The 12902-nt window shown below is 67.3% G+C and carries 14 protein-coding genes and 1 tRNA gene; 6 read left to right on the forward strand and 9 right to left on the reverse strand.

Annotated elements, in window-relative coordinates; all coding sequences use genetic code 11:
- Positions 1-8 precede the first annotated feature (8 nt).
- From BMY29_RS03695 to BMY29_RS03710, 5 genes are all read right to left on the reverse strand, one after another.
- Positions 9-782 (reverse strand): MOSC domain-containing protein, encoded by a 774-nt coding sequence (locus BMY29_RS03695; protein ID WP_049989281.1) that lies wholly within the window; start codon positions 780-782, stop codon positions 9-11.
- Between the two features lie 167 nt (positions 783-949).
- Positions 950-1204, reverse strand: coding sequence for a HalOD1 output domain-containing protein (locus BMY29_RS03700; RefSeq protein WP_049989282.1), 255 nt, complete (start codon positions 1202-1204; stop codon positions 950-952).
- A 132-nt stretch (positions 1205-1336) separates the two neighbouring features.
- A complete protein-coding gene (locus tag BMY29_RS03705; protein WP_049989283.1) occupies positions 1337-2452 on the reverse strand; it encodes an SMP-30/gluconolactonase/LRE family protein in 1116 nt (371 codons plus the stop codon).
- A gap of 120 nt (positions 2453-2572) precedes the next feature.
- Positions 2573-2725, reverse strand: a complete 153-nt coding sequence (locus tag BMY29_RS20885; protein ID WP_160290088.1) for a hypothetical protein — start codon at positions 2723-2725, stop codon at positions 2573-2575.
- Positions 2722-3024, reverse strand: coding sequence for an amphi-Trp domain-containing protein (locus tag BMY29_RS03710; RefSeq protein WP_049989343.1), 303 nt, complete (start codon positions 3022-3024; stop codon positions 2722-2724). Before BMY29_RS03710 ends, BMY29_RS20885 begins: the two co-directional genes overlap by 4 nt.
- A gap of 197 nt (positions 3025-3221) precedes the next feature.
- Between BMY29_RS03710 and BMY29_RS03715 the strand changes: the two genes are divergently transcribed.
- From BMY29_RS03715 to BMY29_RS03725, 3 genes are all read left to right on the forward strand, one after another.
- On the forward strand, positions 3222-3503 hold the full coding sequence (locus BMY29_RS03715) for an ArsR/SmtB family transcription factor (RefSeq protein ID WP_049989344.1): 282 nt from the start codon (positions 3222-3224) through the stop codon (positions 3501-3503).
- Between the two features lie 333 nt (positions 3504-3836).
- Positions 3837-4991, forward strand: coding sequence for a sodium:calcium antiporter (locus tag BMY29_RS03720; protein WP_081985427.1), 1155 nt, complete (start codon positions 3837-3839; stop codon positions 4989-4991).
- A gap of 81 nt (positions 4992-5072) precedes the next feature.
- A complete protein-coding gene (locus tag BMY29_RS03725; RefSeq protein WP_049989284.1) occupies positions 5073-6221 on the forward strand; it encodes a sodium:calcium antiporter in 1149 nt (382 codons plus the stop codon).
- 134 nt (positions 6222-6355) lie between these two features.
- On the opposite strand, the gene BMY29_RS03730 is transcribed toward BMY29_RS03725, so the two are convergent.
- The 4 genes from BMY29_RS03730 to BMY29_RS03745 form a co-directional block, all read right to left on the reverse strand.
- Positions 6356-6793, reverse strand: a complete 438-nt coding sequence (locus tag BMY29_RS03730) for an arsenate-mycothiol transferase ArsC (RefSeq protein ID WP_074854623.1) — start codon at positions 6791-6793, stop codon at positions 6356-6358.
- Positions 6794-6951: 158 nt separating this feature from the next.
- Positions 6952-7026 (reverse strand) — tRNA-Glu (locus BMY29_RS03735).
- Between the two features lie 210 nt (positions 7027-7236).
- Positions 7237-8655: an alkaline phosphatase family protein gene (locus BMY29_RS03740; protein ID WP_049989286.1), complete on the reverse strand. Its 1419-nt coding sequence runs from the start codon at positions 8653-8655 to the stop codon at positions 7237-7239.
- 16 nt (positions 8656-8671) lie between these two features.
- Entirely contained in the window at positions 8672-9886 is a 1215-nt protein-coding gene (locus BMY29_RS03745) for an inositol-3-phosphate synthase (RefSeq protein WP_049989287.1), read from the reverse strand.
- A gap of 312 nt (positions 9887-10198) precedes the next feature.
- On the opposite strand from BMY29_RS03745, the gene BMY29_RS03750 reads away from it, so the two are divergent.
- The 3 genes from BMY29_RS03750 to BMY29_RS03760 are packed head-to-tail and all read left to right on the forward strand — an operon-like array spanning position 10199 to position 12841.
- Complete coding sequence (locus BMY29_RS03750; protein WP_049989288.1) at positions 10199-10999, forward strand: TatD family hydrolase; 801 nt, start codon at positions 10199-10201, stop codon at positions 10997-10999.
- A 2-nt stretch (positions 11000-11001) separates the two neighbouring features.
- A complete protein-coding gene (locus BMY29_RS03755) occupies positions 11002-11832 on the forward strand; it encodes a sugar phosphate isomerase/epimerase family protein (RefSeq protein ID WP_049989289.1) in 831 nt (276 codons plus the stop codon).
- A 1-nt stretch (position 11833) separates the two neighbouring features.
- Entirely contained in the window at positions 11834-12841 is a 1008-nt protein-coding gene (locus BMY29_RS03760; RefSeq protein WP_049989290.1) for a UbiA family prenyltransferase, read from the forward strand.
- The last annotated feature ends 61 nt before the right edge of the window (positions 12842-12902 follow it).

A 12902-nucleotide genomic window follows, 5' to 3' on the forward strand; every position in this document is an offset into this window, starting at 1 on the left:
GCCTCGATTCAGTTTGCGACGATCTCGATCGAATCGCCCGCGCGGAGCGTGGCGCCGCGATTGGTCTCCGGCACGCGCGCGATGATCATTGCCGAGTAGTAGTGATCGAACGCGTCCGAATCGGCCCAGTCGGGAAACGTTTCCTCGCGCTTCCGGACGAATCGCTCCCGAAACTCCGGAATCGACTCCCCGGTGTCGGGATCGCGCTGGGGTACGACGCAGCGACCGCACGGCGTCACCCCCTCGAATCGAACGTCGCCGATCTCGAACGCCGGCGCGTCCTCGCCGACGAACCGATCCTCCCAGAACGGCTCGACGCCGGCGACCTCGACGTTCGCTCGCAGCCGCCGCCGCGCGCCCTCGACGGTCATCCCGTCGAACCAGTCGGCGACGGTCCGGAGCGTCGCCGTGCTGATCACCGACGGCCCCATCTCGCGGCGGTCCACGTACCCCAGCGACGGATCCCGTTCGAACGAGAGGGCTTCGTCGAAGAACTCGCCGAACCAGGCGGCGGCAGTCTCGCGGTCGGCCTCGAGGTCGAACGCACGGGTCTCCCCACCGGGTGTTTCGACGGTGAGCGTGTGTATCGCCGGATCGAAGTCGGTGGCGAGGTCGTGGACGCGGTCGTCCCGTTTGCCGTTGAGGACCTCGTCCGCCTCGTCGAACAGCGCGAACTCCCGGTCGTAGGCGAGCGTCCCACCCTCGAGTACGTCGCTCGCTTCGAGTTCGATGCCGTCGAGTCCCTTCACCGGATACACGCGGAGTCGGTCGAGTCGTGCCATCGATCGTCAGTATGTACGCCGGCCTCTTAGTCTTCTTTCGAACGGTATCGCATCGTAACTGAGACCGATGGCTACAGCGACAGGCCAGGCGACCCGATAGTAGCCGCTCTCGGCGCCTCAGGGAACGAACAGTTATAGAAGTGGCCGCAGCGACGCGTGTCCCACGGCTACTCGATCGTAACGACGGGTCCGTCGTCCTCGTCGAACTCGACGCGCACTTCATGACCGGCGTACGTGAAGCCGACGTGGCCGGCCCGGAGTCCGCCCGACTCCGTGGTCTCGAAGATCGCTGCGAGTGCATCGGGATCGACCGCCTCGAAGAGGGGTGGAAGTTCCATCGGATCGCAGCCCTCAAGCGCTGCGATCCCGGTAACGATCCGTTCGTGCACCTCGTCGGTGTCGACCGCGAGGGTCTGAGCCATTGACGTCTACGGCCACACCACTCTATTAATAGGTTTCGGAACGATAATCAGTGAGAGGAAAAATTATTAGCGACCGACAGTCGGCGGCGAAGCGGCGGTCTCGAAGGAGTTCACGGCGGACCGATCGAGCGTTCACTCGGCTGCCGGTTCGGTTTCGTTCGCGTCTCCCGCGCCGTTAGCGTCGGGGAAGTACCCCCGCGCCCCGACGTCGATGCTCGCCAGGCTCGGGGCCGCGGCGTCCTCGTCCTCGAGGAAGGTTCCGTAGGCGAAGTTGGCGATGTACAGCGTCGTCGTCTCCTCGGTAGTGCCGAAGTGCACGTCGGCGGGGAAGTCCAGCCCCTCGCCGGCGACGACCGTCTCGAGGTCGTGATCCGGCGTCACCCGGACGATCTCGTTTCGCGCGTTGACGGCCACGTACACGGCGCCGTCCTCGTCGATCGCTAGTCCGTCCGCACCGACGAGCCCCTCGTCCCGGACGACTTCCTCCGGCCGGCCGGCGTTGCCGTCCTCGACCGGAACGCGGATGATCGAACCCGCGTCGAGGTTGTCGACGTAGACGTCTCCGTCCGGATGGACGGCCAGGCCGTCCGCGCCGACCGGGTTCGCCGCATCCGCGTCCGGTTCGAGCGACGGATCCGAGACCCACGGCTCGGCCTGGCTGTCGGTCGTCACCCGCCAGATCGCACCGCCCAGGTGATCGGAGACGAGCAACGCATCCGATGCCCCGGGGTCGGGAATGATATCGTTGGGGACCGTCTCGTCGAACGGTAACGCCGCGATCCGTTCGGGTTCGGCGTCGCCGTCGAGATCGACGCGCCAGGCGCCGTGGAACGCCTCGTCGCCCGCGGCGTTCGCGGCGTAGAGGCTGCCGTTGAGGAGCGCGATTCCCAGGAGGAGTCCCTCCTCGCCGGTCTCGATCGTCGCGACCGAGGACTGGCCGCCGTCGGGATCGACCGCGCGGATCTCGCCCGCTGGACCCGTGCTGAGATAGACCGTCCCCGCGCTGTCGATCGCGATGTTCTCGGGCAGCGACGGCGGCTCGAAGTTGGCCACGATCTCGAGATCGTCGCCGCCCTCGGCTGTCGTGCCCGGCCCGTCAGCGTCCTCCTGCCGGCCGAAAACGCCGGTCGGAACGCCCGCGAGCGCCCCCATCGCGGCGACGCTACCGAGGACCGACCGGCGGGACGGCCGTCCGCGAGAACGAGCGTCGATGATCGACTCGACCGTCGTGTTGGTGTCGTCGGTCATAGGTACGCGACGAACAAACCGGCCGAAATCGCGTAAATGAGTGCGATCGTTTCCTACCATATCAGTCGATTACCGCCAGTTACACCCGCGAAACGAGTGTTGTCTCTCAGACACGGCCGATTAGTTCCGCCGGTCGGCGTCGACACGCTCGCCATCGACCGGCACGCGTTCCTCGGTTCGCGTCGACCGCGGGACGAGCCGCGATGGACGGTCGGACGCTCGGGCCTGGCCGACGAGGATGAGGACGAGGGTCCGATCGACGGCGCGGATCACCGAACGGACAGATCGTCGCCGCCCGACGGCTCCGTGAACTCGAGTTCGATCTCCAGTTCCCGCTCTCGTTGTTCGGAGAACTCGATCTCGACCTCGACGGGGTCGCTGTAGTCGAAGGGGATCTCCCACTCCGTCGCGGAGATCGTAAACGAGGTGCCCGTCTCGAGTTGGTCGGCCAGGTCCCGCAGGAACGCCGCCGTCTCCTCGCGCGAGAGGTAGACCTCCTGCTCGAAGAAGCCGCCCGTGATCGTCCGTCGCTCGCTGGTCCGGTCGTCGGGGAAGTTGACGCGGTCACTCATGGGAACCCATCCCACGACGACCACGATAAATCTCCCGTCGCCACGAGTGATCGAGATATCGTTCGACGCCTCCGTCGGCCCGGTTCGATTCGATCCACGTCCGTTCGATCGGTCGATGCCGTATCGACGCGTTCCCGACCCGAATCGCCGTGAGAATGGGCGAAACGCTTCTTTGGACGGACGTGATACCAGTTCTCGTGACTCTCATCGACGCCCTGGGAAGCGGAACGCGCCTGGCCATTCTCAGGGAACTCTCACGGGAGCCGATGTACGTCTCGGAACTCGCAGAAACGATCGGGATGGACGGAAAGTCCGCCGTGCATCACCTCTCGACGCTGGAAGAGGCCGGCCTGGTCGACCACTATAGGCGGGGCAACCGGAAGTACTACGAGCTAAATCGCCGCATCGAACTGCGCATCGCGCCGCCGCCGGAGCGGACGTTCATTCTCCAGGCCGACGAGGTCGACGACGAGCGGTAACGACGATTGGACGACGATTGGACGACAGGATACCGCCGTCCGCGGTCGCCCGCCGATGGCCGCAGCCGCGCGTGTAGAGATTTCCCATGGAATTCTCTCCCCGGCCTGTTAGATATATGCCACCGGTTACCATATTGGAGTGGTATGTTAGATGTCCGCACGGGTGGGAGCGCCGGACCGCAGCGATCGCGGCTCGGCGCAGTCGGCCGCCTGGTCGGTGCGATCCCGCTGCCCCGTGGTGTCGATCGGACTCCGGTACCAGTGTCGTCGCGACCCGCCGTCGGGTCTCATCGCTCGGTTCGACGAGTCCTCGGCTGTTTCCTGCTGATCGCAATGCTCGTCGTCGCGGTCCCCGTCGCCCCGGCGTTCGCACAGGACGACGGCGACCCAGACGACGATGACGCAGCGGAGAGCGAGGGCGGTCTCGAGGGAGCGATCGAAGGCGTCGTCGAGGAACAGGGCACGATCGGCGCGATACTCGCGCTCGTGCTGGGTGGGGTCTTGCTGACGGTCTGCGTCGAGAAACTGATTAACTACCTCACTCGAGCGGCGCTCGGGCTACAGATCTCGCTGTTCACCCTCGCGATCCTCTTTACGGGAATCGAGTTCGACGATACGGTCCTGGCGCTGGTCCTCTCGGCGGGCGACCTCGAGGGGGCGGCGCTCGGAACGGCGCTGGGCACCGGCCTGGCGATCGTCGGCGTGACGCTGGCGCTCGCCGCGATCGTCACGCCGTTCCCGGTCGATCTCCCGTCCGATTACGTCGCCCTCTTCGCGATCGCGCCGGTGTTGCTCGTCCCGTTCGTCCTCTGGGGAACGTTGACGGTCGTCCACGGCCTCGTGCTCCTCGTCGCGTTCGTCCTCATGTTCGGTTACATCGTCGTTCGCGAGTATCATCGCGACGTGCCCGTCTTCCGAAATTCCGAACTCGGCCGGCGGGTTCAACCCGACGGCGGCGTGGCCCTGCCCGAGTCGGTCGCCGACATCCCCGAAGACCGCTTCGTCACCGGTCGGTCGACGGCGGGACTGATCTGGATCTCGCTCTCCGTCGTCGCGCTGGCCGGAATCGTGTTCGCGTCGATGCTGCTCGAGGCGGGATCGGAGGTCGTCGTCGACGGGTTCGGGATCGAGGAGACCGTCTTCGGCGCGACCGTCCTGACGGTGATCCTCACGTTCGAGGACGTCATGCTGACGATCGAACCGGTCCGCCGGGGCGTCCCGGAGATCGGCGTCGGGAACGTCATCGGGAGCGTCCTCTTCTCGGTGACCGGCAACGTCGGCGTCATCATGCTCGTCAGCGACCTCGAGATCTCGCGGGCCGTCCTGCTGTTTCACCTCCCGACGGTGGTCGTCGTGACCGCCCTGGCCGCGTACTTCCTCTCCCGGGGCCAGCTGGAGCGGCGCCACGGCTACCTCCTCGGGGGGCTCTACGTCGCTTACTGGCTGCTCGCGATCCTCGTGTTCGGCGGCGTTCCCATCGGCGGGTGACGGCCGCTCCGTCTCGGCCGCTCCGAGTTGATACGTGCTAGCGGGCGACAATTAAGTGCGACGACGAGGTAGGCCACTGACATGGTCGGGCCGAGTTCCACGCTGGCGCTGGTCGCCCTGTTCCTCGTCGGCGTCGTTCTGGTGATCTGGTGCGTCGAGGTCTTCATCGAGGCCGTCGCCCACAGCGCCGTCTCGCTCGGGATCTCCGGCTTCTTCCTCGCGGTCGTGCTGGCCGGCGTCGACCTCGAGAACGCCGTGCTCGGAGTGACCGCGGCGTTCGTCGAACTCCCCGACCTCGCGCTCGGGACGGTGTTCGGCGAGTCGCTGTTCGTCCTCGCCGTCGCGGTCGGCCTGGCGGGAATTCTCGTTCCCTTCCGGACGAACGTCCCTCGCGTCTATCTGCTCATGCTCGTCCTCGCACCCGTTCCGGCGTTCGCGCTGTCGCTGGAGGGAACGATCGAGCTGCGCGAGGGGGCGGCGCTGGTCGCCCTGTTCGTCCCGCTGCTGGCGGGGATCTTCTGGCACGAGCGCCGCTCGGAGACGACGTTCCTGCTCTCGGGGGAGGTCCAGGAGGTCGTCGACTTCGACCCCGAACCGGACGCCGAATCCCGGGCCGCGTCCGGATCCGCGCTCGAATCGGGCGCGGAGGCGGCCGACGGCGGCGAACGGGCGACTCGATCCGAAGACGCGGAAGCAAAACCGGAAGCAGGGGAGGACGGACCAGAAGAGGGTCTCGACCTAGATCTGGACCTCGACCTCGACGAACTCGTCCCCTCGTTCGAGAACCGCAGCGGCCTCTTCGCCCTCGGCGTGGCCGTCCTCGCGGTCGTCGGCATGACCGTCGGCTCGGGCATCACGGTCTACAGCGCCGAAGGCATCTTCGTCGCCTTCGGCATCTCCGGCCTGGCCTTCGGCGCAACCGTGTTGAGCTTCATCGCCTCGATCGAGGAGCTGGCGCTGACCGTCGAACCGGTCCGACAGCACCGCCCGGAGCTCGCCGTCGGGAACGTCGTCGGCAGCACGGTCTTCTACATGACCGCGAACGTCGGGCTCATCGCGTTGCTCCACCCCGTCAGTACCGGCGGCGACGTTCTAACAGTTCACTGGCCCTTCTTCGCCGCCGGCCTGGTCGTCGTGACGGTCATGCTCGCGCGGGGGAAGGTGACTCGCGTCGGCGGCGTCGTCCTGTTCGGCCTGTACCTGGCGTACTGGGTAGCGAACTACCTGTAGCCGGTACGAACGTCCCGGCCGTTTCGACGGGACGACGCGGGGAGGTCGGACCGAAAACCGTCGGCGGATCGGAACGAGTTACCGCGGAGACGCGGTTTTCGACCGAATCGATCTCGACCGACCTCTCGCTTCGGTTACCGTGACCCGGCGCCCGACAGTTCGTCGAACAACGACGCGACCCGGGCCTCGATCTCGTCGCGGATTTCCCGACCGGTCTCGAGGTCTGCCCCGTGCGGGTCGTCGAGATTCCAATCGCGGTTGTCCCCGCTCCAGGTGGCCGGACAGACGCCGTCCGCCGAACAGCCCATCGTAATCACGTAGTCGCAGTCCCGAAGGTCGTCGGGGGTGATTTCCCGCGGCGTTCGATCACGTAGGTCGATGGCTTCCTCTCGCATGACGTCGACGACGACGTCGTGAACGGAATCGGCTGGCCTGGTGCCGCCGGTCACGATCTCGACGGAGTCGGTCAGCGCTCGAGCGTCACGCTCGCGCTTGGCGAACGCGGCTGCCATCTGGGACCGCCCGGCGTTTTGTACGCAGACGAAGGCGATGCGCGTGGGAGTATCGCTCATTATCGGGATACTGGTAGCGATTGTATTCGAGAGAGCAAAGAGGGTCGGAATGGCTCAATTGAAGCGGATTCCGTCGAGTCGGATCGGTTCGCGGCCCCGGATACCAACGCTACTGACTGACCGAACTCTCGCTATCTAGTGAGTAGGTATCGGAGAAATGCTCCGTCTGGGATTTGAACCCAGGTCATCGGCTCGAAAGGCCGAAATGATTGGCCGGACTACACCAACGGAGCGATCGCGCTGTGCTCGCACCGAGGCCCGCATTACCGCGTTCAGCGCACCAGCGGAGGCGTGCTTCGCGTCTGCAATTGCTTGTTGCTCAGGCCTAATGAAAAACGTTCCGTTCCGAGGGCGGAGTGGCACGATATCACGTACGGCGGACCCCTTACGCCGCCGACAGCACCTGTCCGTCGTCACTCCTCGTCTCGGGTTCAGTCCCACCGCTACTCTTCTCCCCCGCCGCGCCGAAGCGACGACCCGTCGAACGCCATCGAGAGATCGTCCGCGATCCCGAGCAGATCCGCGATCGTCGGTGCCACGTCCGTCGCGTCGACCGGGCCGTCGCCATCGAACGCGGGTGCGGCCGGGCCGCCGAGGCCGAAACAACCGAACGCCGACTCGTCGACCCGGCCGTGGGAGCCGCCGACCTTCGACGCGTCCAGCGACACCAGGCCGTCGTCGCCGAAGAACAGCTCGCAGGGATCGAAGCCCGGCTTCTCGTGAATGTCCATGTCGGTCGCGTACGGCGGCGCGTTTTCGCGGTCGTCCCACCAGTAGTACTGGAACCAGGCGTCGGGCTCGGCGACGAGGACGAGGTCGCCCGCGTTGGGGTGGTCGATCTCGCGCTCGGCCTTGCCCGCGTCGTTGAGGACGGCGTCGATCCCCTCGAGAGCCGCGAGGGCTTCGCGGGCGGCGTCGAGCGAGCCGTCGTCGGCGTAAACGTGGGCGATCTGGTGGTCGACCATGGCGAACGCGTCCGAGCCGGCGATGTCGACGTCGCCTTCGGCGTCCGTCTCGAGCAGGCCGGCCTGGCGGAGCGCGCGGTTGGGGAACACCGGTCGGTCGACGTCGTGGAAGCCGTACTCGCTGACCAGCGCGAGGACGGTCTCGTCCCAGCGGTCGGTCTCGGCCAGATCGTCGAGGAAGTCCGCGAGGAGGTCGTCGACGGTCTCTAGTTCCGCCGCGAAGGCGTCGCTCTCGGGGCCGTCGCTCTGGCCGACGTAGTCCAGATGCGGGACGTAGATCCACAGCAGATCGGGGTCGAAGCGGTCGATCGCCTTGCGCGCGGCCGCGAGAATCCAACGGGATCCCTCCTCGTTCGCGCCCGGGCCCCAGTAGTTGTGGAGGGGGAAGTGGTTCAGGTCCGCCCGGAGATCGTCGTAGAAGCCGTCGGGGTTGGTCCAGCAGTTCATCTCGAGGATGTTGTTGTCCTCGTCCTCGATCGGCGAGGGCGTGACCGCGACGTCGGCGCTCGTGCCGATCAGGTGCTGGAAGTTCAGGACGCCGGTGGTTAGCCCCGCCCGGTCGCTTGCGGTTTCCCAGAGGCGCTCGCGGCCGTCGCGGTCGCGCTCCCAGAACTCGGCGACCTGCCGCTCGCGGTCGAACTCACCGCTGGAGACGTCGCCGTGAGACGCGGGGCCGCGCCCGGTCGCGAGGGTCGTCTGGGATGGGACTGTCAGGGCGGGAAACGGCGGTTGGAGGTCGGTTACGGCGTCGCTCGGAAACAGCGATTCGAGCGTCGGCGTCCGCTCGGCGTCGACGTGCTCGGGTTGCAGGCCGACGACGTCGAGGACGATCACGCGGTCGGGCGTCTCGGTCGGGTCGGCGATCGTGGGATCGGAGTCGGGATCGGGATCGGACATGGCTTCGCGGTGAGAGTCAGCTGTGTCGGTCGGCGTAGTCGTACAGGCGATCCAACTGTCGGGAGAAGTCGTGCTCGTCGACCCCGAGCGGGGCCTTGAAGAACGAGGCCAGCTGCGGCTGGAGTCCGCCCGAACCGTGCTCGTCGGCGTGAGCGATCAGCCGCACGAGGTCGAGCACGAGCGGCGCGGCCAGCGCGGAGTCCGAACCCTCCCAGGTGAACTGCATCTTCATCTCGGTGTTCAGAAAGCCCCGGAAATGGACGTAGTCCCACGCGGTCTTCCAGTCGGCCAACGAGGGCGTGTAGTCGATCCGGACCCGGCTGTGGCCGATGTCGGGGAGGATCGAGTCGAGCACGTCGCCCTTGCTCGCGAGCTTGCCCGCGGCGTTTTCCTCGTCCTCGAGCACGAGCCCGTCCTCGTTGCCGAGGATGTTGTGCCCCTCCCAGCTCATGACGTGCAGGTTTCGGCCGGCGAACATGGGCGCGAGCGCCGACTTGACGAGCGTCTCGCCGGTCTTCGCGTCCCGGCCCGTGTGCGGGACCGACTCCTCGACGGCGAGTTCGCGCAGGCCGCCGAGCGCATTGCCGGTACTCGGCGTGAAGTTGACGAACGGGTGGCCGGCCGTCATCGCGGCGGAGGCGTAGAGGACGCTGGCCGGCAGATCGCGGTCGTCCTCGTCGATCGCGCGTTCGAGCGCGTCGCGGGTGTCGTACCGTTCCGGGTCCGCTAACTCGGGCTCCGTCGAGGCGACGTTGACGACCACGAGCCGATCGAGGTCGCGGCGCTCGCGGAACCGCTCGTAGTCGTCGCGGATCAGGTTGACGACGTCCCGGATCGCCAGGCTCTCGTCCACTTGCTCGCTGTCCGCTGAGACGGCGGCCCCGCAGTTGACCGCCGTCCCGACTTCGATCCGCTCGTCGATCTCGGCCAGATCCTCCCGGACGGCGTCGAGGGTCTCGCCGTCGGGGACGCCGTTGCGGTCGCGCTGGCGCTCGGCCCGGTCGACGAGCGATTCCGGTGCGATGTCGTGGCCGCCGAAGACGAAGCCGTCGACCGGCGGGAGGTCGAGGCTCGCGACCGGTTCCCGGGCCGTGACCATGCCGGTCTCACCGGTTACGCCCCGCGCGATGGCGCGGGCGCCGACGATCGCCATCGTCGCGACGTTCCCCCGGGCGCCGATGAGCCAGACGCCGGTCCGCCGGTCGGCCTCGCGCTCGGTCTCCCGGTTCATCGGGAATCAGCCCGCCTGGCCGGGCCGCCGTGGTGAGACTTCGGCGCGGTTCGTCCGCCGAGGCCGTCGGGCTCGGCCGGCGGCGGACGCGCCACTCTCGTCGCGCGGTCGATACGAGTCATTCCAGCGTGAGTCGTGACCGGACGGGTTTCGTTATGACTCGCGTAGCGGAAGTAAAGCCGTATTGCCCCCTCACAACGGAGTATAACACCGTATTCCGCGGTCGGAACTGCCCTCACCCCCGCTTTCAATGACACGTTTGCCTGTCGAACGACCGGCACCCCCAAGCCCGCTGCCGGTGGGTCGGCCACTATGCGAATTATCGATCCTCACATGCACATGATCTCGCGCTCGGCCGAAGACTATCGGCGAGCGCGACGTGCGGGCATCGAGTGCTGTATCGAGCCCGCGTTCTGGAGCGGCCAGGACAAGCGCCACGCGGGATCGTTCTTCGACTACTTCGAGCAGATAATCGACCACGAGACCGACCGCGCCGAGCGCGCGGCCGGGATGGACCACTACGTCACGATCGGCCTCGAACCGAAGGAGGCCAACTACCGCGACATGGCCGAGGAGGTCGTCGACCGGCTCCCGGAGTACCTCGATCGCGACCCGGTCGTCGGCGTCGGCGAGATCGGCTTCGATCAGGTCACCGACGACGAGGAGTGGGCCTTCCGCCGCCAGCTCGAGATCGCGGAGGACCGCGAGCTACCCGTGATCGTCCACACGCCCCACACGGACAAGCCGTCGGGGACCGAGCGCATCGTCGAGATCATCGAGGAAACGGGCGTCACCCAGGAGCGGATCATCATCGACCACAACACCGAGAACACGATCGATATCTCGACGCGGACCGACTGCTGGATCGGCTTCACCCTCTACCCCGGGAAGATCGAGGCCGAGGCGGCGATCGACCTCTTAGAGGAGTACGGCACCGACAACATGATCTTCAACAGCGCCGCCGACTGGGATCCCTCGGACCCGCTTGCGGTGCCGAAGGCCCGCGACGAGATGCTCGACCGCGGCTGGGACCGTGAGGCGGTCCGGAAAGTCGTCTTCGAGAATCCCTACGAGTTCTTCGACCAGTCGCCGAACTTCGACTACGAGGCCTGACGATGCAGTTCGGATTCTCCACCAACGCCTTCCGAGAGTACCAACTCGAGGACGCCATCGAGGCCGTCGCCGACGCGGGTTACGACGGCGTCGAACTCCTCCTCGACGAGCCCCATCTCTATCCGCCCAACGCGACCGACGAGGAACGCGAGCGTGTCTCGGACGTCCTCGAGCGCCACGGGATCGCGATCAGCAACGCCAACGCGTTCATGCTGACCGCGATCGAGGGCTTTCACCACCCCTCCTACATCGAACCTGACGAGGAGTACCGGCAACGACGCGTCGACTACACCCTCGCGGCGCTCGAGACCGCGGCCGACCTCGGCCACGATTACATCTCGATCGAACCAGGCGGCCCGATCCCCGAGGGCAAGTCCCGCGAGTGGGCGATAGACACCTTCGTCGACAGCCTCGAAGAAGTCATCCCGACGGCCGAGGAGCTCAGCGTCGACCTGCTCGTCGAGCCCGAACCCGACCTGCTGATCGAGACCGCCGACGAGTTCCTCGCACTGCTTGAGCGCGTCGACTCCGAGCGCGTGAAGTGCAACTTCGACGCCGGCCACTTCTATGCCGTCGGCGAGGACCCGGCCGAACTGGTCGAACCGCTCTGGGACCACACGGAACACTACCACCTCGAGGACATCCCGGCCGATCGGAGCCACGAACACACACAGCTCGGCGATGGCGCGATGGACATCGACGCGTTCCTGAGCGAACTCGAGGCCCGGAACTACGACGGGTTCGTCACCGTCGAACTCTACCCCTACGAGGAGGCGCCGATCGAGACCGCGCGGGCGGCGATGGACTACCTCGAAGAACACGGGTGGGCGTAGGGTGGCCGGCGGCGTCCGGTCGGGAGCCGGCGGGAACGGGGACGCGGACGCGAATACGGCCGACGACGCGGCCCTCGATTCCGACGCCGGACTCCGAGCCACAGCCGGCGCGTACGCGGACCTGATCCGCGTCCCGAACCTCTTTACCGCCCCGCCGGACGTGCTCCTCGGCGCCTCGCTGGTCGCCGCCGACGCCGACTCGGCCCTCCCGCGCTCGATTTCCGTCACCAGCGTCGCCGGCCTGGCGGTCGCCTCCGTGCTCCTTTACGCCGGCGGCACGACGCTCAACGACGCGTTCGACGCACCCGTCGATGCGCGGGAACGACCGGAGCGACCGATCCCGTCCGGCCGCATTCCCCGGCAAACCGCCTTCGCCCTCGGAGTCGGGTTGTTGCTCGTCGCCGTCGGCGTCGCGTTCGCCGTCGCGGGCGTCCCGGCGGCCGTCGCCGCCGGCCTGGTCGCCGTCGCGATCGGCTGCTACGACGGGCTCCTGAAGGGGACGGCGGCCGGGTTCCTGACGATGGGCGCGACCCGCGGGCTGAACGTCGTTCTGGGGACGACCGCGGCGGGCGCGGCGGTCCTCGAGTTGCCGCCCGTCGCGCTCGCGGTTCCCGCGATCGTCATCGTCTACATCGCCGCCGTCACGTTCATGGCCGCGCGGGAGACCGACGGCGGCAACCGGGGCGCCGTGACGGTCGCCGCCGTCGGATCGGTCGCGGCGGTCGGCGGACTCGCCTGGTACCTCGCGGCCGTCGACCCGGCGCCGGGAGCGGCCGGGGTCGCGCTCGCGTTCGCCGTCGCGTTCTGCTGGTGGGTCGGACGGCCCCTGCGGGCTGCTTACGCCGACCCGATCCCGGCCACCGTCGGCCCGGCAGTCGGCGCGTGCGTCTTGGGACTCATCCTATTCGACGCGGCCGTCGCCGCCGCTGCCGGTATCGGTTGGGGGATCGCCGCGGGAGCCTTCCTCGTCCCGGCGGCGGGTCTCTCGCGGGTCTTCGACGTGACCTGATCTTTCGCGACGGAGCCGATGGCGGTTCCCGCGGAAACGAGCCGGTTCGGAGCGCATCGCG

The organism is Natrinema salifodinae, assembly GCF_900110455.1.
Classification (GTDB): Archaea; Halobacteriota; Halobacteria; order Halobacteriales; family Natrialbaceae; genus Natrinema; species Natrinema salifodinae.